Source organism: Nonomuraea mesophila (assembly GCF_004352805.1).
GTDB classification, from domain to species: domain Bacteria; phylum Actinomycetota; class Actinomycetes; order Streptosporangiales; family Streptosporangiaceae; genus Nonomuraea; species Nonomuraea longispora.
Genome location: NZ_SMLD01000112.1, coordinates 1 through 18,820, shown reverse-complemented (window position 1 = coordinate 18,820; position 18,820 = coordinate 1). Strand labels below are relative to the sequence as shown.

At 71.4% G+C, this 18,820-nt stretch carries 25 protein-coding genes; 14 read left to right on the top strand and 11 right to left on the bottom strand.

What is annotated here, in order from left to right; all coding sequences use genetic code 11:
- Window positions 1-75: 75 nt before the first annotated feature.
- Window positions 76-759 carry a DUF899 domain-containing protein gene (locus E1295_RS32505; RefSeq protein ID WP_132636388.1) on the top strand — a complete coding sequence of 228 codons (684 nt, stop codon included), beginning with the start codon at window positions 76-78 and terminating at the stop codon, window positions 757-759.
- A gap of 44 nt (window positions 760-803) precedes the next feature.
- Window positions 804-1,184, top strand: a complete 381-nt coding sequence (locus E1295_RS32500) for an RNA-binding S4 domain-containing protein (protein WP_132636386.1) — start codon at window positions 804-806, stop codon at window positions 1,182-1,184.
- A 19-nt stretch (window positions 1,185-1,203) separates the two neighbouring features.
- Here the strand turns inward: E1295_RS32500 and E1295_RS32495 are convergent, their stop codons facing one another.
- Genes E1295_RS32495 through E1295_RS32475 form a run of 5 tightly spaced genes read right to left on the bottom strand, consistent with a single transcriptional unit; the run spans window position 1,204 to window position 5,968 of the window.
- On the bottom strand, window positions 1,204-2,259 hold the full coding sequence (locus E1295_RS32495; protein ID WP_132636384.1) for a VWA domain-containing protein: 1,056 nt from the start codon (window positions 2,257-2,259) through the stop codon (window positions 1,204-1,206).
- Window positions 2,260-3,210, bottom strand: a complete 951-nt coding sequence (locus E1295_RS32490; RefSeq protein ID WP_132636382.1) for a VWA domain-containing protein — start codon at window positions 3,208-3,210, stop codon at window positions 2,260-2,262.
- Window positions 3,211-3,253: 43 nt separating this feature from the next.
- Window positions 3,254-4,138 carry a DUF58 domain-containing protein gene (locus E1295_RS32485; RefSeq protein ID WP_132636380.1) on the bottom strand — a complete coding sequence of 295 codons (885 nt, stop codon included), beginning with the start codon at window positions 4,136-4,138 and terminating at the stop codon, window positions 3,254-3,256.
- A 3-nt stretch (window positions 4,139-4,141) separates the two neighbouring features.
- On the bottom strand, window positions 4,142-5,131 hold the full coding sequence (locus E1295_RS32480; RefSeq protein WP_132636378.1) for an AAA family ATPase: 990 nt from the start codon (window positions 5,129-5,131) through the stop codon (window positions 4,142-4,144).
- 27 nt (window positions 5,132-5,158) lie between these two features.
- Complete coding sequence (locus E1295_RS32475; RefSeq protein WP_132636376.1) at window positions 5,159-5,968, bottom strand: S1C family serine protease; 810 nt, start codon at window positions 5,966-5,968, stop codon at window positions 5,159-5,161.
- 171 nt (window positions 5,969-6,139) lie between these two features.
- Here E1295_RS32475 and E1295_RS32470 point away from each other — a divergent pair, with 171 nt between their 5' ends.
- A complete protein-coding gene (locus tag E1295_RS32470) occupies window positions 6,140-7,339 on the top strand; it encodes a DUF6782 family putative metallopeptidase (protein WP_132636374.1) in 1,200 nt (399 codons plus the stop codon).
- Window positions 7,340-7,370: 31 nt separating this feature from the next.
- On the top strand, window positions 7,371-7,691 hold the full coding sequence (locus E1295_RS32465) for a hypothetical protein (protein ID WP_132636372.1): 321 nt from the start codon (window positions 7,371-7,373) through the stop codon (window positions 7,689-7,691).
- Between the two features lie 21 nt (window positions 7,692-7,712).
- Here E1295_RS32465 and E1295_RS32460 read toward each other — a convergent pair whose 3' ends face one another.
- Complete coding sequence (locus E1295_RS32460; RefSeq protein ID WP_132636370.1) at window positions 7,713-8,891, bottom strand: MFS transporter; 1,179 nt, start codon at window positions 8,889-8,891, stop codon at window positions 7,713-7,715.
- A gap of 106 nt (window positions 8,892-8,997) precedes the next feature.
- Between E1295_RS32460 and E1295_RS32455 the strand changes: the two genes are divergently transcribed.
- Window positions 8,998-9,510 (top strand): Lrp/AsnC family transcriptional regulator, encoded by a 513-nt coding sequence (locus E1295_RS32455; protein WP_132636368.1) that lies wholly within the window; start codon window positions 8,998-9,000, stop codon window positions 9,508-9,510.
- Window positions 9,511-9,548: 38 nt separating this feature from the next.
- Complete coding sequence (locus E1295_RS32450; RefSeq protein WP_132636366.1) at window positions 9,549-9,908, top strand: hypothetical protein; 360 nt, start codon at window positions 9,549-9,551, stop codon at window positions 9,906-9,908.
- Window positions 9,909-9,918: 10 nt separating this feature from the next.
- Here E1295_RS32450 and E1295_RS32445 read toward each other — a convergent pair whose 3' ends face one another.
- Together E1295_RS32445 and E1295_RS32440 are read right to left on the bottom strand one after the other, a co-directional pair.
- The gene (locus E1295_RS32445; RefSeq protein WP_132636364.1) at window positions 9,919-10,230 is read right to left on the bottom strand and encodes a hypothetical protein; all 312 of its coding nucleotides are present in this window, start codon (window positions 10,228-10,230) and stop codon (window positions 9,919-9,921) included.
- 54 nt (window positions 10,231-10,284) lie between these two features.
- Complete coding sequence (locus E1295_RS32440) at window positions 10,285-11,181, bottom strand: AraC family transcriptional regulator (RefSeq protein WP_132636362.1); 897 nt, start codon at window positions 11,179-11,181, stop codon at window positions 10,285-10,287.
- Window positions 11,182-11,261: 80 nt separating this feature from the next.
- On the opposite strand from E1295_RS32440, the gene E1295_RS32435 reads away from it, so the two are divergent.
- The 6 genes from E1295_RS32435 to E1295_RS32410 all read left to right on the top strand — a co-directional run bounded on the left by E1295_RS32435 (window position 11,262) and on the right by E1295_RS32410 (window position 15,531).
- Entirely contained in the window at window positions 11,262-12,113 is an 852-nt protein-coding gene (locus E1295_RS32435; RefSeq protein WP_220449000.1) for an alpha/beta fold hydrolase, read from the top strand.
- A 98-nt stretch (window positions 12,114-12,211) separates the two neighbouring features.
- Window positions 12,212-13,165, top strand: a complete 954-nt coding sequence (locus E1295_RS32430) for a DUF3500 domain-containing protein (RefSeq protein ID WP_132636360.1) — start codon at window positions 12,212-12,214, stop codon at window positions 13,163-13,165.
- A gap of 133 nt (window positions 13,166-13,298) precedes the next feature.
- A complete protein-coding gene (locus E1295_RS32425) occupies window positions 13,299-14,117 on the top strand; it encodes a sugar nucleotide-binding protein (protein ID WP_132636358.1) in 819 nt (272 codons plus the stop codon).
- Window positions 14,118-14,192: 75 nt separating this feature from the next.
- Window positions 14,193-14,606: a hypothetical protein gene (locus tag E1295_RS32420; RefSeq protein WP_132636356.1), complete on the top strand. Its 414-nt coding sequence runs from the start codon at window positions 14,193-14,195 to the stop codon at window positions 14,604-14,606.
- Entirely contained in the window at window positions 14,581-14,760 is a 180-nt protein-coding gene (locus E1295_RS32415) for a hypothetical protein (protein ID WP_132636354.1), read from the top strand. The genes E1295_RS32420 and E1295_RS32415 overlap by 26 nt, the downstream gene beginning before the upstream one ends.
- A gap of 36 nt (window positions 14,761-14,796) precedes the next feature.
- The gene (locus E1295_RS32410) at window positions 14,797-15,531 is read left to right on the top strand and encodes a class I SAM-dependent DNA methyltransferase (RefSeq protein ID WP_132636352.1); all 735 of its coding nucleotides are present in this window, start codon (window positions 14,797-14,799) and stop codon (window positions 15,529-15,531) included.
- 60 nt (window positions 15,532-15,591) lie between these two features.
- Here E1295_RS32410 and E1295_RS32405 read toward each other — a convergent pair whose 3' ends face one another.
- Together E1295_RS32405 and E1295_RS32400 are read right to left on the bottom strand one after the other, a co-directional pair.
- On the bottom strand, window positions 15,592-15,996 hold the full coding sequence (locus tag E1295_RS32405; protein ID WP_132636350.1) for a hypothetical protein: 405 nt from the start codon (window positions 15,994-15,996) through the stop codon (window positions 15,592-15,594).
- A gap of 11 nt (window positions 15,997-16,007) precedes the next feature.
- Window positions 16,008-16,424, bottom strand: a complete 417-nt coding sequence (locus E1295_RS32400; RefSeq protein ID WP_132636348.1) for an alpha/beta fold hydrolase — start codon at window positions 16,422-16,424, stop codon at window positions 16,008-16,010.
- A 225-nt stretch (window positions 16,425-16,649) separates the two neighbouring features.
- Between E1295_RS32400 and E1295_RS32395 the strand changes: the two genes are divergently transcribed.
- Window positions 16,650-17,498, top strand: a complete 849-nt coding sequence (locus tag E1295_RS32395; protein WP_181958076.1) for an alpha/beta hydrolase — start codon at window positions 16,650-16,652, stop codon at window positions 17,496-17,498.
- Between the two features lie 17 nt (window positions 17,499-17,515).
- Entirely contained in the window at window positions 17,516-18,490 is a 975-nt protein-coding gene (locus E1295_RS32390; protein WP_132636346.1) for a TAXI family TRAP transporter solute-binding subunit, read from the top strand.
- Window positions 18,491-18,521: 31 nt separating this feature from the next.
- Here E1295_RS32390 and E1295_RS32385 read toward each other — a convergent pair.
- The coding region (locus E1295_RS32385; RefSeq protein ID WP_132636344.1) for a sensor histidine kinase at window positions 18,522-18,820 on the bottom strand (299 nt) is incomplete at its 5' end.

Sequence of the window (18,820 nt, the reverse complement as noted above, 5' to 3'; positions counted from 1 at the left end):
ATCTCCTGGGCAGCGATGAGTTTCGGGCACGTGCCGGGTCAGCATGTCCGACACCGCTCGTACCGAGGAGGGACCATGAGCACCAACGCGCTACCGCCCGTCGTCGACGCCGGCACCTGGCAGCGCCGGCTCGACGAGCTCCGTGCCAGGGAGAAGGCCGCGACCAAGGAACTCGACGCCATCGCCGCCCAGCGCCGCCACATGCCCATGGTGGAGATGCCCGGCTACGTCCTCGAAGGCGAGAAGGGACCGGTCCGGCTGGCGGACGTCTTCGACGGCAGGTCGCAGCTGATCGTCTACAACCACATGTGGTTCCCCGGCGAGGAATGGCAGTGCTCGGGCTGCACGGGATTCACCTCCCAGTTCACCCGGCTGGAGTTCCTCGGCGACTACGACGCCCGGTTCGTCGTCGTCACCCAGGGCCCCATCGAGGAGGCGCTCGCCTACAAGCGGCGGGTCGGCAACGCGATGACCTGGTACTCGACCGCGAACAGCCCGTTCGGCGCCGACGTCGGCGCGCCTCCCGGCGGAGGCTTCGCCGTCAACGTGTTCCTGCGCGACGGCGACACCGTCTACCGCACCTGGCACACCAGCGGCCGCGGCGTCGAGCAGCTCAGCCACAGCTTCGCGCTGATCGACGTGCTGCCGTACGGGCGGCAGGAGGAGTGGCAGGACTCGCCCGACGGCTGGCCGCAGTCGCCCGCCTACAGCCGGTGGCCCGAGTCCCCGGACATCGCCGCCCGCTACGGCCCCGCCTGAGTCCTGGGATCACGGCGTGCCGCCTGGCTCAGTACAGTGTCGGCATGGCAGGCGAGCAGGTGAGTGCCCGGGTGGACAGCTGGATCTGGTCGGTGCGGCTGACCAGGACGCGCTCGATCGCGTCCGACGCCTGCCGGGGCGGCCACGTCCGGGTCAACGGGGTGCGGGTCAAGCCCGCGCACGCCGTACGCGCCGGTGACGAGATCCGGCTGCGGCACGAGGGGCGCGAACGCATCGTGGTCGTCTCACGGATCATCACCAAACGGGTCGGCGCCGCCGTGGCCGCCGAGTGCTACGTCGACAAGAGCCCGCCGCCGCCTCCCCGCGAGGAGGCGGTGACGGTGGCCGTCCGCGCCCGCGGTGCGGGACGCCCCACCAAGCGCGAACGCCGCAGCATCGACAGGCTCCTCGGCCGCCGCGAGTGAGTGCGCGCTCGGCGGCGCGTCAGCGGGCCGGGCGGCGGGGACGGTTCCACCACAGCGAGAGAGACAGGGCGGCAGTGACGAGGACACCGCCGCCGGCGGCGAACGCGGCTGCCGTGTCGACCCGCTGGGTGACGACGGTGAAGGTGCCGGGCAGGGCGTCGAGGGCGTCCTGGAGCTGGCCGGCGTTCTCGGCACGGTGGTAGGAGCCGCCCGTGGTCCGGGCGATCCGCTTGAGCGCGGGCTCGTCGATCATGCGTATGTTGCGACCCCTGTCGAATCCGCCGCGCCCGCTCATCCCGTTCCAGGTGCCCCAGCCGCGACCGTCGAACTGCGAGTTCTCGCAGACCATCGGAGCCGGGCTCGTGCTGCCGAAGCCGATGGGGAAGACGCGGACGCGGCGCAGGGCCGCTTCCTGGGCGGCGGTCTGCGGGTCGACGCCCTGCGTGTTGGCGCCGTCGGTGAGCACCACGATCGCGGCGCCGGCGTAGCCAGGCTCCCCGCCGGGAGGGTTCGCCCCGGTGGGGGCGACCGACGGGTCGACCTCGGCGATGGCGTCGATCGACGTGAGCATGGCCTGCCCGATCGCGGTACCGCGGCCCACGATGAGACCGTCCAGCGCCTCGATCAGCGCGTCGGTGTCGTCCGTGGGAGGCACGAGCAGGCCCGCGCTGCCCGCGAAGGTGACCAGGCCGATGCGCGGCCCGCCCCGCTGCGACTCGATGAACTCCGCGGCCGCCTTCTTCGCGGCGGTGATGCGGTTGGGTTCGACGTCCGTGGAGCACATGGAGCCGGAGGTGTCGAGCGCGAGCAGGATCGTCGCCGACGTCTGCGGCACCGGCACCGACGCCTGCGGCCGCGCCGCGCCGACCGCGAGCAGCGCCAGCCCGGCCACGAACAGCGCCGCCGGGATCCTCCGCGTCCAGCGGGTACGCCCCGGCAGGGCGGTGCGTACGAGCGCGATCGAGGTGACGCGCACGGCCGCCCGCCGGCGCCGCCGCCGCATCCACCAGCGGACGGCGAAGATCAGCGGAATGATCAGTACGGACAGCAGCGCCCACGGCCACGAGAACACCATTCAGATCACCCGTCCCGACCGGAGCACGGTGAGCGCCGCTCCCGTGGCGAGCAGCGCCAGGGCGAGCCCGATCAGGGCGCCGGCGAGGGGCAGCGGCTCGTCGGAGACGGTCAGCCGCAGGTCGATCGTGTCGGCGATCCCGTCGAGCCGCGCGGTGTCGGAGGCGGGATGGTAGGCGCCGCCGGTGGTCTGCGCGATCACGGTGAGGGGTTCCTCCTCCAGCGAGGTCTGCAGGTGGTAGCCGTCGACCTTCACCGTCGCCCCGGCCGTGGTCCCGACGCCGACGGTGTGGACGTGCACGCCCGCCCGCTGGGCCGCCTCGGCGGCCCGTTCGACGTCGCCGCCCTGGTTCTGCCCGTCGGAGAACATGACGATCGTCGCCGACGGCCAGTAGCCGATGTCGGGCGTCTCGCCGTCGCGGCCGGCGGCCACCTCCTTGCCGCTGATCACCGACAGCGCGGCCGTGATGGCCGTGCCCAGCGAGGTGCCGCCGGTGAGCTTCAGCCGGTCGATGGCCTTGAGCGCGAGCGCGTGGTCGCGGTCGGGTCTGGCCGTGGTGAGCGCGCCCCGCTCGAACGCGACGACCCCGATGTCGACGCTGTCGGGCTGCGCCGCCACGAACGCGCGGGCCGCCCGCTGCGCGGCGGCCAGCCGGTTGGGGGCGACGTCGTCGGCGCCCATGCTGTTGGAGACGTCGATGGCGAGGATGACGGTGCCCGCGGTGCGCGGCACCGGCACCATGGCCGCCGGTCCCGCGGTGGCGACCGCGAGCACACCGACGCCGGCGATCGTCAGCCCGACCCCGAGGTACGCCCGCCGGCCGCCCCGCACGGCGACCCCGGCCGCGGCCAGGGCTGCCGTGCGCCGGCGCGCCGAGACGACGGCGGCCCAGGCGAGCGCCGCCGTCACGAACAGCCCGACGGCCAGCAGCAGCGGGGAGGACAGGGTCATGAGGTCTCCTTCCCCGACGGCACGCGCCGCCCTGCGGCCACGGTCATGGTCGCCGGTCCCGGGTCCGGGCGACGACCTCGACGAGCGCCTCGGCCAGGTCGCGGTCGGTGTCGACGCGGTGCACGGGCACCCCCGCCCTGCGCATGCCGGCCGCGAGCCTGGCGTCGCGGTCGTCGACGGCCTCGCGGAACCGTACGCGCAGCAGCGGGTCGGCGGAGTCGACGACGAGTTGCTCGCCGGTCTCGGCGTCCTCGACCACGATCAGCCCGGCCTCCGGCAGCACGTCGTCGGCGGTGTCCACGATCCGCAGGGCGACCACCTCGTGCCGCCGGGCCAGGCGCCGCAGCGAACGTTCCCAGTCGCCGTCGCCGATGAAGTCCGACAACACGACGATGAGGGCACGGCGGCGGGCGAGCCGGCCGGCCGCGTCGAGCATCTCGGCCAGGTCGGTGGTGGCGCCTCCACGGGTCTCCGTGGTGCGTTGCAGCTCGGCGCCGATCCGCAGCGCGTGCCGCCGTGAGGTGCCGGGCGGCACGACGCGCACCATCCCGGTGTCGAACAGCAGGGCGCCGACGCGGTTGCCGCCGCGGCCGAACAGCCGGGTGAGGACGAGCGCGAGCTCGGTGAGCACGTCGTGCTTGCCGCGTCCCGGCAGGCCGGCCGCCATCGACGCCGACCGGTCGAGCACCAGCCACACCGTCAGCTCGCGGTCCTCGGTGAACACGCGCACGTGCGGCTCGTCCAGGCGCGCGGTCACGTTCCAGTCGATGTGCCTGGCGTCGTCGCCGTCGCCGTACGCGCGCAGCCCGGTGAAGTCGATCCCGGTCCCGCGGTACGTCGTGTGGTGGGCGCCCTGGAGCCGGCCGTCGAGCCTGCGGACGACCTTCCACTCCAGGCGGAGCAGGAGCCTGTCGGGGGCGGGGGCCATGGCTCAGCGGTTCTGCAGGACGACGTCGGGCGCCCGGACCGCTCCGAGCACCCTGGTGATGATCGTGTCGGCGTCGACGTCGTCCGCGAGAGCCTCGTACGACAGCACGAGACGGTGACGCAGCACGTCGAGCGCGAGCTCGGCCAGGTCGTACGGCAGGACGTAGTCGCGGCCGCGCAGGAACGCCAGCGCCCGTGCTCCCGTGACGAGCGCGATGGACGCCCGCGGGCTCGCCCCGTGGGTGACGTACCGTTCGAGTTCGCCGAGCCCGCCGGTCGCGGGGGAACGGGTCACCGACACGAGCCGGACGGCGTAGTCGACGATCGCCGGGTCGACGTACACCTCGTGGGCGCGGGCCCGCATGGCGACCAGGTCGGCCGCCGTCACCATGGCCTGCGGCGGCTCCGGCGGGCGCAGCGCCCGGTCGACGATGGCCTGCTCCTCCGCCTGCGTCGGATAGTCGACCACCACCTTCATCATGAAACGGTCGACCTGCGCCTCGGGCAGCGGATAGGTGCCCTCCGACTCGATCGGGTTCTCCGTCGCCATGACGAGGAACGGCTCGGGCACCCGGAAGGTCTCACGGCCGATCGTCACCTGGTGCTCCTGCATCACCTCCAGCAGGGCGCTCTGCACCTTGGCGGGAGCGCGGTTGATCTCGTCGGCCAGCAGCAGGTTCGTGAACACCGGCCCGAGCTCGGTCCTGAACTCGCCGGAGTGCTGGTGGTAGACCCGCGTGCCCACGAGGTCGGCGGGCACCAGGTCGGGGGTGAACTGCACGCGTTGGAAGCTCCCGGCGATCGCGGCGGCCAGCGACCGTACGGCGAGCGTCTTGGCCAGGCCCGGCACACCTTCGACGAGCAGGTGACCGTCGGCTATCAGCGCGACGGCCATGCGCTCCAGCAGCACGTCCTGCCCGACGATCGTCCGTTTGACCTCGAACAGCACGTGTTCAAGCGGATGGGCCGGCTCGGGGGACTTCGTCGAGGTCATCTGGTGATCCTTCTCGTGAGGCTTCGATCAGATCTCGGGCCCGTCGCCCGGCGGCCCGTCGCCTTCGGTGCCGCCCAGAGCCACCCCGATGGGCACCGCGAACGCGATGCCGGCGAACGCCTCGTCGCCTCCGGGGTCGGCGATGGAGACGACGATGCCGACGACCAGGCCGCGGGCGTCGAGGAGCGGACCGCCGGAGCTGCCCGGATTGACGGAGGCGTCGAACTGGATGAGCCCGCGCAGGTCGCCCTCTTCCTTGCTCCGCGCGGCGCTGCGGTTCAGGCCCGACACGACGCCGGTGGAGACGCTGTACGCCAGGCCCAGCGGATTGCCGATCGCGACGACGGGCGCGCCCACGGTCACGGCCCCGCCGAGCGTCGCCGGGACGACGATCTCCGGCAGCTTGGCGGGTTTGAGGGTCGCGACGTCGCGTGCGGGGTTCGAGGACGCCACCGCGGCCTTCGCCCTGGTGCCGTCGGAGAAGGTGAGGTCGACCTCCTTCGTGCCCTTGATGACGTGGTGCGCCGTCAGTATCGTCCCGTCGTCGGCGGCGATCACCCCGGTTCCGAGCGACTTCCCCGCCTGGATGACCACCACGGACGGCCCGACCCGCTTGAAGACGTCGGGCACGGCGAGCGTGGCGCTGGGCGTCGGCGTCGGGCTCGGCCTGGGCGCGGCTGCCTCGCCGCTGCCACCGCCGCCCCCCAGCCAGTACGCCAGCACCGCCACGACGACCAGGACGCCGCCCCCGATGACCATCCGCCGGGCCTTTCCGGCCACGGCTCCGTGAGCTTGCTGAGCCTCGGCCGCACCGGCCTCCTGCGGCACGCGCTCCATCGCCCCATAGTCATAAATTTCAGTCAAAAGTGCCATAAGCCCGTCTAAGAACTCCATGAGAACCGCCCCGCCCGCTGGGCCTCCTGGACAGCCGCGACAGTCGTGCACCGCGACACCGGTTCGGGATACGCTGTCCGATCCCACCGCAATCCCGTCGTTCAGGACTTAACAGTGGAACTCCCCCCGCATCTGGCCAGCGTGCACGACCTCGTGAAGGATGTGGCACCCCTCGGCCTGCCGGACGAAGAGGAACGCATGAAGGTCGCCCGTTCGTGGGTCGATCTCGGCCTCGAGCTGCACAAGTCCTCGGGCGAGGTCGAGTCGGCCGCGCGGCGCGCGTGGACCGCCAACAAGGGCGGCGACGTCACGGCGTTCCAGGCCTCCTGGGAGGACGAGCACGGCCCTGGACGCCGGCTGGAGGCGGGCAGCAAAGGCGCGTTGCTGACCGGCCTGGGGACGATGGCGATCGTGATCCTCCGGGTGGTGTGGAAGGCGTACGTCACCTACATCGTGGCGATCCTGGCCGTCTCACTGCTCGCCTCTCTCGCGGCGGGCCCGGCGAGCACGGTGATCCGGTACGCCCGGGTCATGGGAGCGCGTCGCACGCTGACACAGATGAGAACGAAGTTCCGGCAGCAGACGGCGCTGGTCGTCCGTGACACGCTTTACCGAGCCAGAATGCTCGCTTATACGGTGGCGCCCGTGTTCGCGGCTCCGGTGGTCGTCTCGGCCAGGAACCTGTGGGAACTCGTACCGTTGCGCTCGAACGAGGAGGCACAGCGTCTGACCGAGGAGGTGCTTCGTGAGACTCCCGCGGGCAGGGCAGCGCTCGCCTACGCCAAGGACCACGGCATCACCGTGGTCTACCAGGGGGACAGCCTCGAAGGCGCTCTCGGGGGCTACATGGACGACCTGAATATGGTCGCCCTGGACTACGCGGGCCGGACGCCCGAGCAACTCGCCGAGGTGTTTGTCCACGAGGTGAACCATGCCCGTAATGACGGCGATCCGTACCCGATCGGGATGGATCGGGACGAGTACGTGAAGGCGGCCATCGAGGAGGAGGTCGACGGGCAGGTCAAGGCGCACGAGATGCGGATGCAGCTGGCGGCCGCCCGCGGAGAGCCGGAGGACTGGAGCAGCGACTACGGGCGCGCGTACAAGGTCGCGGTCGACCGGGAGAACTACCAACGGCAGCAGCAGCACCTGCCCCCTCTGTCCGCCGAAGCGGAGCGGCGCGTCGGAGACGAGGCCGGTCGCGAGGCGCTGCGCGAGTGGGCGCGGTCCCTCCGCTACGAGGAGCAGTTCGAGCAGGAGTGGAAGCATCGCTATCTCCGCCCCGTGACTGACGCTGCCACACCGGATTGGTGAGTTGTGCTCGCGCACCGACTAGGATCTGCAGATGGCTCGTGCACGTAACGACGATCAGGAAGTCGACCACACCAGCCTTCGAGCCGCCGCCGACGTGGTCCAGGAGGTGGCCGGACGCCTCGACGACCTCGCCGGGCAGACGTTCGCCGGCGCAGGCAGGCACCCGGTGAGCGACGTCATGGAGCCCAGTGCCGAGTTCGACGCCGAGTACGCGGACCTGCTGCGGGTGATGCCGCAGGCGTACACGTCGATCGTCGAGCACCTGGGCCGGGTGGCCGACGGCATCATCGAGCACTCCGACAACCACAGGCGGGCCGAGCAGGCCAACAAGGCGATCATCGAGGACGTCTGAGCGCGTCCGGGCCCGCCGGATTCAGCGGCCTCCTCGCAAGCGTGCCTGCGCGAGCGTGGCCAGGACGGCGACGGCGCAGGCCGTCGCGGTGAGTGCGCCGTACCCTCCGGCGGACATGATCACGGTGGACAGGAGGCCGGCGCCCGCCGCGACGGTCCAGACGGCGGCGTCGACCGCGCCCTCGACGTGCAGCCGTTCGGACTCGGGCAGGTCCCTGGCCAGATGGCCGCTACCGGCGACGAAACACAGGTTCCAGGCGTAGCCCAGCAGGAACAGGGCCACGGGCCGTACCGGCGGGAAGGCGGCGGATCCCGCCGAGCCGACCAGCAGGAGCAGCCCGGCGAGCATCACCGGCCGGGCGCCGAAACGGTCGAACAGGCGGCCCGTCACCGGGGAAAGCGCGAACATGCCCAGCGTGTGCGCGGACAGCGTCAACCCGACCGCGCCCAGCCCGTCGCCGTGCAGGTGCATCTCCAGCGGCGCGGCCGTCATCACCGCGACCATCACGACCTGCGCCGCCACCATGGCGACCAGCGCGGACCGCGCGGCCGGCGTGCGGGCGAGCCGCCGTAAGGACATGCGCGGCGCGGCGGCGGTGCCCGCCCGCGCGGGCGCCGCGACGGAGGCCAGCGCCGCCACCGCGCAGGCGAGCGAGGCCAGCAGGAACGGCCCGGCCCGCGACGTGAGCCCCATCCCCGTGGCCGTGTCGCCGGACGCGTCGAGCAGCAGCGGGCCGCCGACGGCTCCGAAGGCCGCCGCCCACACCACGACCCCGATGGCGCTTCCCCGGCGATGCGCCGGATGCAGCTCGGCGGCGGCGTACCGTGACAGTTGCGCCCCCGCGTTGCCGAGCCCGAGCAGCGCCATCCCGGCGGTCAGGCCGATCATGTCGCCCGCGACGACCCCGGCGACCGCCAGGCAGGCTCCGGCCGCCGCCATGACGTAGCCGGTGACCAGGGCCGCGCGCCGGCCCGCGCGGTTCGTCAGCCGGGTCAGTACGAGCGCGCCCGCGCCGGTCCCGATGATGCCCGCCGTGGCCGGCACGCCCGCCCAGCCCGTCCCGAGCCGGTCCCCCGCGACCAGCGTGCCCGCCACGCTCGCGACCGCCATCGCCGCGTTCATCAGCGCGGTGCCCGAGCACAGCGCCGCCATCGCCCGTCCTGTGCGGGTCGCCCGGCCCGCCTGCGCCTCCACCACCATGGCCTTCACGATAGGAACGCCGCATCCGCCGATGAATGGGCGAACAACGGATTTCAGCGCCGTGCGCCTCTGGTTCGCAAAGCATCCGGCGTGCGAGGCTTTGCACATGGACAGACCGCTGGATCAGACGGACTGGCGCATCATCGGCGAGCTCCAGCGCGACGGGCGGCTCTCCTTCAACCGGCTCGCCCAGCGCGTCAACCTCTCCGCGCCCGCCGTGGCCGAACGCGTACGGCGGCTGGAGGAGTCGGGGGTGATCACGGGCTACCAGGCGCGCATCGACCCGGCGAGCGCCGGGCAGCCGCTGACGGCCTTCGTCCAGATGCGCTGCGCGCACGGCCGCTGCCTGCTCAAGACCACGGCCGCCGAGGACCTGCCCGAGGTCACCGAGGTGCACAAGCTGAGCGGCAGCTGGTGCACGATGCTCAAGGTGCGGGTCGCCTCGATGCCGCACCTGGAAGGGCTGCTCGAACGGCTGGGCGAGCACGGCGAGATGAACTCCCACGTCGTGCTCTCGACGCCGTACGAGGGCCGCACCGTCGAACCTCAGCCCGCGCGTGGCCGTCCGGTGACCGCCTCACAGGGCTGGACCCGCCGCCACCCGGGTGACCGCGCCTGAACCCCCGCTCGGCCTACGGCCAGGAAGGAGACGTGACGGTGGAACGAGTCCTCGTGATCGGCCTCGACCCCGCGCGGATCGACGGTTATGACCCGGAGCCGGTCCAGGCGGCGCTGGCCCGCGGCCGGGCCCGTTTCGACGACCTCGGCATCGAGGCCGACTATTGCCTGGTGGCGCTCGACGAGCACGCCGAGGCGGCGATCGTGCGGGCCCTGACCCGCGACGACTACGCCTGCGTGGTGATCGGGGGAGGCATCCGTACACACGAGCCGCTGCTCGGGTTCTTCGAGACGGTGATCAACCGGGTCAGGCGGCACGCGCCCGGCGCGGCCATCGCCTTCAACACCAGCCCCGATGACTGCGCCGACGCGGCTCTGCGGTGGCTGCGTCAGGAGTGACGGCCGCGCGTCACATGGTCTCCAGCGCCCTCATCATCAGGAGGACGGCGAACGAGCACCCGCCGACGAGCACGACCCCCGAGGCGGCGAGCGCGAGCCTGGCCGTGAACAGGCGCCGGACGACCAGATAGACCACCACGGTGCCCAGGAAGGCGAACAGCGGGAGCCAGGGCACGAACAGGCAGGCGCCGCCCACGAGGAGGGCGCAGGCCAGTGCGACCGCCGCCCTCGCGCCGCCCCGCAGGTCGCGGCGGGTGACCGCGTAGGTGACGCCTCCGGCGAGAACGGCACTCACCGAGATCATCATGATGATGATGTCCACGAACATCCTCCGAATCGGCGGACTTATGGTCATCAAGTGTGACCCCACCGGAGGTCAAATGGTTCGATCTTGGGCGCCTGCATCCGGCGACGGACGGCGGCCGGACCCGAGCACCTCCGCGACGTGAGCGGACCAGGCGAGGGGATCGACCGCGAGGAACGGCTCTCCGGCCACGGTCGCCGGGGTCGCCCCGGTGAACTCCACGACGTCGCGGTGCAGGTGGGACTGGTCGGCGTAGCCGGCGTCGGCCGCGACGAGGGCCGCGCCCTCACCCGCGACGAGACGGTGGGCGGCGTGGTCGAAGCGCACCAGCTTCGCGGCGCGTTTGGGCGGCAGGCCGACCTGCGAGCGGAACCGGGACCACAGGCGCTTGCGGCTCCAGCCGGTCTGCCCCGCGAGGGCGTCGATCCTGACGACGCCACGGCCCCCGACGATGCGTCTCCAGGCCCAGGCCACCTCTCCGTCCACGGGCACTCCAGCCGCGAACCGGCGGGCGATCAGCGCGTCGACCAGGACGAAACGGTCCTGCCACGACGAGGCCTCGCCCAGTCGTTCGCGGATCCGTGACGCCTCACGGCCCCACAGGTCGGTGAGGGAGACCACGGCGCCGTCGAGCTCGGCCGGTGAGACGCCGAGCACCGCCCGCGCGATCACCGGGGACAGGCGCACCTGCACACACTCGACGCTCTCGCCCGAGGCCCAGACCGCGCCCGCGGACCCGAGCCCCGGCCCGGCGGCGATGCTGCCCCGCTGCCGCCGGCCCGCGCCGTGGTCGACGACGGGCGACCCGGCGCCGAACTCCAGGATCAGCGTCACGGCCGGGTGCGGAACCATCCGGAGGGCTCCCAGGTCATGGACCCGGAACCCGGCCATGGTGACCCCGTCCACCAGGCTGGGGCCCGGCGGGCACGCGACCTCCCACACCGCCTCACCGTGCACGAACGTCCGCACCGTCTCATGCTAGGCGAGCCGCCTGGAGGGGGAACATTCGTCCAAGCCACCCGCGCGTACGGGTTGCGACAGTGGGCGGCATGACGATTCCCGACGGCGCGGCGCGCCCGCCATTCGAGGCCGCGGAGAGCACGATGGTGTCCCTGGACGACGGCGACATCCACGTGTGCCAGGACGGCCGCCGCGACGCGCCCGCGCTGCTGCTCATCCACGGATCCATGTCCTCGGCCCGCTCGTGGGACGCGCTGGTGCCGCTGCTGACCGGCTCCCATCGGGTCATCCGGCTCGACCTGCTCGGGCACGGCCGCTCGGGCAAGCCGGCCGACCGCGGCTACACGACCCCGGAGCAGGCCCGCAGGGTCGGCGTGGTGCTGGACCGGCTCGGCGTGGAGCACGCCGTGGTCGCGGGCCACTCCAGCGGCGGCGCGGTCGCCACCGCCCTCGCCGAGCAGCGGCCCGGCCTGGTGACGGCGCTCGTGCTCATCAACACCGGGCCCAGCCTGGACGCCTTCGTCGCACCGCCCGCCCCCGCGATCACGCCCGCGCAGTGGCCGCCGTCCGACGAGCAGATCCGCCGGTTCGCGGCCCCGGCCTTCAGCCGCCCGGGCTTCGAGATCCCGGACGAGCTGCTGGACGAGGTGCGCAGCATGACGTTCCACACGCTCACCACGACGATGCAGGCCACCACCGAGTATCTGCGGGAGCGTACGCTCCCGGACCGGCTGAGAACGCTCGGCAGGCCACTGCTGGTGATCTTCGGCGAGGACGACCGCAGATGGCGATCCTCGTCCGCGGCCGGCTACCGCGTGGTTCCCGGCGCGAAGGTCGAGGTGCTGCCCGGTCTCGGCCACACGCCCATCCTGGAGGACCCGTCGCGCACCGCCGTCCCGCTCCTGGCCTTTGCCGCGGAACACGCCACGCGGGCGCACTGAACGGTTGATGTCGCTTAGATTGCAGTATGTTGCGGTTCGTTGCGTCAGAGATCGTGTGCTGACCTTCACGGCTTCCTCCTCCCGTTAAGGAACCTCCCATGAGTGCCCAGGACGTCCGGACGATGCGGCAGGCGGTGCTCGGTTTCCTGAGCTCACTCGACACCGAGCGCAGGGCCGCGGCGACGGCGGCGTTCGGCTCGCCCGAACGCCGCCAGTGGTCCTATCTGCCCGGCCCTCGTCCGGGGCTGATGGTGGCGGAGATGACCTCCGCGCAGCAGGAACGGGCGCTCGCCCTGCTCGACGCCGGCTGCGGCGTGAACGGTGCGCGCATGGCGAGGGGCGTCATCGAGCTCGAACGCATCCGGCGCCGCCTGGCGACCGGTCTCGACGAGATCGACGGCGACCGCTACTGGTTCCGGGTCTTCGGCGACCCGGGAGGCGCCGGTCCGTGGACGTGGCGGGTCAACGGTCACCACCTCGCCGTGCACATCACGGTCGTCGGCGACTCGATCGCCGTCACGCCCAGCTTCCTGGGCGCCGAACCCGCCATGGTGCTGTCCGGGCCGCAGCGGGGCATGCGGCTGCTCGCGGAGGAGGAGGACCTGGGCCGGGCGCTGCTCGCCGACCTGACGCCGTACCAGCGATCGGTCGCGATCACCGGCGAGGTGGCTCCCGACGACGTGCTCACCCGCAGCGATCCCGTGGCCGGCCTCGACGGCATCCCCCGCGGGCTGGCGTACGCCGACATGTCGAAGCCGTCGAAGGACCTGCTCGAACGGCTCGTCCGCCGCTATTTCGACCGCGCCCCCGGCTGGTACGGCGAGACGTGCTGGCGCGAGGCGCAGGACGCCGGCCTCGACGAGGTGACGTTCGCCTGGATGGGATCGGACCAGCGCGGGCAGGGCCACTACTACTGCGTCGCCGGGCCCACGTTCCTGCTGGAGTACGACAACACCCAGGACGACGCCAACCACATCCACTCCGTGTGGCGCGACCTGCGTCATGACTGGGGCGAGGACCTGCTCGCGCGCCACTACGCCGAGCACCACTGACCCGCTCTCCTGGTGCACCACGTGCGTGCCGCCCCCATCCGGCGACGAACGGATCTGGTGCACGCCTCACCTCGCGGGGTCGTCGGGGGGACCACACCCCATACCGACGAACGATCTTGGTACAGGGAGCACCATGAGGTTCCTCATCGTCGGCGGCAGCGGCCGCCTCGGCAGGGAAGTCGCCCGGCAGTGCGCCTCGGCCGGGCACGAGGTGAACGCCACCTACCTCTCCCGGCCGGGCACGACCGAGGGCGTCGCGTGGTCGCCGCTCGACGTGCGCCGGCGGGAGGACGTCGACGCCGTGATCACCGCGGTCCGTCCTGACGTGGTCGTCAACGCCGCCTACCGTCAGAAGGACTGGGCGAGCACGGCGACGGGAGCGGCGCACGTCGCCCTCGCCGCCTCAGCGGCAGGCGCCCGGCTGGTGCACGTGTCCAGCGACGCCGTCTTCTCCGGCGCCGCGATCCACTACGACGAGACGTGCCCGCCCGACCCCATCACCCCGTACGGCGCCGCCAAGGCCGCCGCCGAGACGGCGGCGAGCACGATCGCGCCGGGCTCGGTGACGGTCCGCACGTCCCTGATCATCGGTGACGGCGGCTCTCCGCACGAGGCGCTGGTGCACGCGCTGGCCACCGGCAGGGCGACGGGAACGCTGTTCACCGACGACGTACGGTGCCCCGTGCACGTCGCCGACCTGGCCGCGGCGCTGCTCGAACTCGCCGTCTCCGACCACCACGGCATGCACCACGTCGCGGGGGCCGACGCGGTGACCCGGTACGAGCTCGGGCTGCTCATTGCCCGCCGCGACGGCCTCGACCCCGGCCGCCTGCCTGCGGGCCGACGCGCCGACGCCGGCGTGCCCGGCCCGATGGACGTGCGCCTGGAGTGCGGCCTGACGCAGCGGCGGCTGCGCACCCGGGTGCGGGGCGCGCGGGAGTTCCTGAGGTGACATGACGCCGGAGGCCGCGCACCCGCACACTGGAGACTGAGCACCCGCTGAGCACCGCTGAGCACCCGCTCGCCGGTGACCGCGCGCCCGCTCACCGGGCCGCGCTCACCCGCTCCAGCACAGACCCGGCATCGAATCACCCGGCGGCGCCGGCAGGTCGGCCCGCCGCCCAAGTTCCTCATCGTGCCCATCGACGTCCAGGTGCGGCCGGCCGTGAACACGCTGCTGATCCGAGGGGACGCCTCGCTCTCCGCGCTGGCGCGGCTCGTCCCCTCGGCCACCGTCGCCTCCCAGGAGACGACCCTGGCGGCCATCAGGGACGATCCGCTGACGAGCGCGGTGCGCTGGGCGCTCGTGGTGGTGACGGTCGCGCTGGCCTCGTACGCGCCGGCCGCCATCGTGCTGGGCCTGATGGTGGGGGCGGCGGAGCGGGCCAGGGCGGCCCGCCGCGCTCGGTCCCGCCGTGGACCTGTCGCCGTACGCCGGTGACCTGCCCGTCGGCGACTACGCGCTCGACATGTTCGTGCCGGGCGTGCTGGCGGCGGGGCTGGCCGCCGTGGCCGGGCTCGGCGCGTACGCGCACACGCTCGTCAGCGGCCGCCGCGGCCTCGGCGCCGTCCTCCGGGTGGGAGGCCTCGTCTGACTGGTCATCGCCCGGCATTGCGGGCACAGTGAAGCTGTGCCCGAGGACACGTTCGACGAACGGACAGCGCAGACGTACGAAGCCAAGTGGCCGGAACTGTTCGACCCCGCGGTCGTCGACCCCGTCGTACGGTTCCTCACCGACCTGGCCGGGCCCGGCGGCGCCGCTCTCGAACTGGGCATCGGTACGGGACGCATCGCGCTGCCGCTCAGCCGGCGAGGCGTGCGGGTGCACGGTATCGAGCTGTCGCGGGCGATGGCGGCGCGGCTGCGGACCGAACCGGGCGCTGAGGACATCCCCGTGACCATCGGCGACTTCGCCACCACCCAGGTGGGCACCGCCTTCACCCTCGCCTACCTCGTACGCAACACGATCACGAACCTCACCACACAGGACGAACAGGTCGAATGCTTCCGCACCGTGGCGGCGCAGCTGGAACCCGGCGGCTGTTTCGTCATCGAGGTCTACGTCCCTGAGCTCCGGCGTCTCCCGCCCGGCCAGACCGTGCACCCGTTCACCGTGACCCCGGACCATCTCGGTTTCGAGGAGTACGACGTGGCGTCGCAGATCGCCGTCTCCCACCATTACTGGGTGGTGGACGGCCGGCTCGAGACCCGTTCGACGCCGCACCGCTACGTCTGGCCGGCCGAACTCGACCTGATGGCACGGCTGGCCGGCATGACCCTGCGCGAGCGGTGGGCGGGCTGGAAGCGCGAGCCGTTCACCAGTGACAGCCGCAGCCACGTCTCGGTGTGGGAGAAGGCGCCGTAACTTCCTGGCGGTGCGGCGCCGCGCGTACCCTCGCCCTCCGGCACAGAGAAGCGGGGCCGTTCAGCGGGCGAAGGCCAGCCCGCGCTTGAGAGAGTCTTCGGCGATCAGATCGAAGTGGCCCAGGTCGGTGAGCTCCAGCGAGATGCGCGCCTCGTGCTGGACCGCCTTCCTGAGGAACGGAAGGTGCTCGGTGTAGGAGGCGGACAGGACGACCCGCACCTCGTCGGAGAGTCCCGCGATCGACGCCAGCCTCGCGCCGATCTGGGCGTAGCCGTCAGGCTCCCAGTAGTCGAGCATGTCACGGGAAAGCTGCCAGAGCTGGGTGAAATCCTTCTTCGAGACCTTGAGCAGATAGGAGCACAGCGCGCGGAACAGGTCGAGGTCCGTGGAGAGGCAGATCAGCTTCTTGAAGGCAGACAGAGAATCTTCCGGGTCGGCCTCGGCGAACAGTTTCGAGATGGTCATCGTCGACTGGTTCACGTTCGGTCGAGCAGCAGCGTCGCAGCGATCGGAGGAGCCGGCGACGCGCCCGACCTCCAGTGTTCCGCGAGGCGGAGAATCAGGTCGGCGCCCAGCGAGAACCCGACCAGGTGGATTCTTTTCCCTGGGTTCTTCAGATTGATCTCTTCGACCAGGTCGGCGACCATCCGGACATGGTCGGACAATGAAATCGGGCTGCCCGAATAAGAGGTATTCGCATCGAACCCCCGAAGCGTGACCGCGACGCTGTGATGCTCGTCGTGACGCGATAGGTAATCACGGTAGTCGTCGGCGTCCAGACCGAGCCCGTGCAGGAAGACCACGAGGTCGGGGGAGGTCGAGGAATTTTCGATATAGGTCAACCCGTGCCCCGAAAACCCACCTACGGGAGAAGCGGCAAGTTCGGTTCTCATCGTTACTTCCAAAGCTTGAGTCGAACGTCGGAGCGAGCAGTGGCAGGCCGGATGGCACCAGAATCGACCTTGTGGGCGATTTGCACGTTCCATGCAGCACTGGAATGCCATGGACAGCAAGAACGCCTGCTGGCTTAATAGGCTACACGGGATAACTCCATTCGGCACGTACTTGCATTGACGGCCGCCGTGCCCCTGGCGAGGGCTACGGGGAAGAGATGGTGCGTGAGCAGCACGATGACGGAGTCCGCGGCGAAGGAATGGAATTTGGAACGTGCCACAGAATCCAAGACCCTGGCGTTCCTCCTGCCCGGTCTGGGGCTCGACGCGAACGACTTCCGGCCTTACATGAACATCGCTCGGGAGCACACGGCGGCGCTCACCCTCTTCGGGTTCAACGCCGACGAAGCGGGGGACGAACGGTACCGGCCGGTGGGTCTCACCACGCACGTGGAGCTCGTCAATGGGGCTCTCAACAGTCTTCGCAGAAAGTATCCGCAGAAGAAGATGGTTCTCATTGGCTTCTCGACGGGCGCGGACATGGTCATCAGGCTCGGTGAATTCTGGCAGGCCCACCCGACACGGGATCCACGTGTCTCGGCCATACTCCTGCTGGATCCCAACATCAACCACTCGTCGATGGTCGTGTCCGGGGCCTTCGCCACGATGAACCCGTCCCACCCCCTGGCGGAGCTCAAGGAGGTCGCCCGGATCCCGCAGAGCCTCACCGAGTTTCAGAACATGTCTGAGTATCTCCATAAAATCAGCAAGAAGAATTTGGCGCACATACAGCGACATGCCGAGGATTGGTGGAACTACTGGGAGGACGATGGCAGATATGACCTCTTCTTCCAGCGTATCGGCAGGTTGCATGGGATGAATCCCAGGATCAGGGTTCTGTTCTCCGTCCACTACGATCGCCATTTCAACGAGATCTACGCCAGAGCCAGACGGCAGAACATGGGCCACGTCTTCGGCCTGCGCAGATACGACCACTTCGAATTGCTGAACGACAGGCTGCTCGCGGATGAGGTGGCCAAGGTGCGGGCCGTCCCCGTCTCCCCCCGCTTGTGAGTCCGTATCATCGCGGCATGACGCTGCCGAACCCGGAGCCGCGGCCCAGCCGGCGGGCGGTGCTCCTCGCCGCCGGAGGGCTGCTCGCCGGGTGCGCCGAGCAGCCCGAGATCGGCCGGGTCGATCTGCGCCTGGCCACCGGGCCGGCCGGGGCGGTCTACCGGCGCATCGGCGGCGTGCTGGCCGGCCACATCTCCGAGCAGGTGCCGGGCGCCAGGGTGCGCACCGTGCCGAGCGGGGCGTCCACCGACAACATCCGCATGTTGCGGGCCGGTGAGGTGCAGCTCGGGCTGACCAGCCTGGACGCGCTGATCAGCCCCGACGGCAGCGCGCCCGAGGGCCTGTCGGCGATATGCAGGCTGTACGAGAGCCACCTGCACCTCGTGGTCATGGCCGGTTCGCCGATCGACGAGTTCGGTGACCTGAAGGGCAAGCGCGTCTCGCTCGGCGCCCGCGACTCGGGCACCGAGTTCACGTCGCTGCGGGTGCTGGAGTCGGTGCCGGTGGACGCCGACGGCCAATACCTCAGTCAGGCCGCATCGGCGGCGGCGCTGCGCGACGGCGAGATCGACGCGATGTTCTCCCTCACCGGCGTCCCGACACCCGCCATCACCGAGCTGGCTCAGCGGCACGAGATCCGGCTGATCCACCTGGACGAGCAGGCGCCCGCGCTGTTCACGAAGTTTCCCGGCCCCTACACCCCGGCCACGATCCCCGCGACCGCGTACACCGGGGTGTCCGCCACTCGCACCGTCGCCGTGCCCAACGTGCTGCTCGCCCGCAACGACCTGCCCGACGACCTGGTCCACGCCATCACCGACACGATCTTCACGCACACCGGCACGCCGGCCCCCGCCGCGCCGGGCGCCGCAGGAGCCGTTCCCGACGCCGTGCCCGAGGCGTGGCAGATCAACGTACGGACCGGGATCTCCACCGCATCGATCCCGCTCCATCCGGGCGCGGCCGCCTGGTTCCGCGCGCACAAACGCTGACTTCCGCCAGGCGTCCAGGCGTCACGCAGGCTCAGGCGGGCGCCGGGGCCTCGGCTGACGACGGCACCCGTGGGACGGCGGGCAACGCGACCACCGCGGCGAACCCGTGCCCCGACCCGTCCGGGCGCGGCAGCCCGTCCTCCAGCTGCAGCTCGCCCCCGGCCGCGCCCACCAGGTCGGCGCAGATCGCCAGCCCGAGGCCGGTTCCCGGCACGTTCTGGTGCCGGGGCGAGCGCCAGAACCGCCGGAGCGCCTGGGTCCGCTCGGACGGGTCGATCCCCTGCCCGTCGTCGCGGACGATGATCGTGACCACCCCTCCGGCCCCGGAAC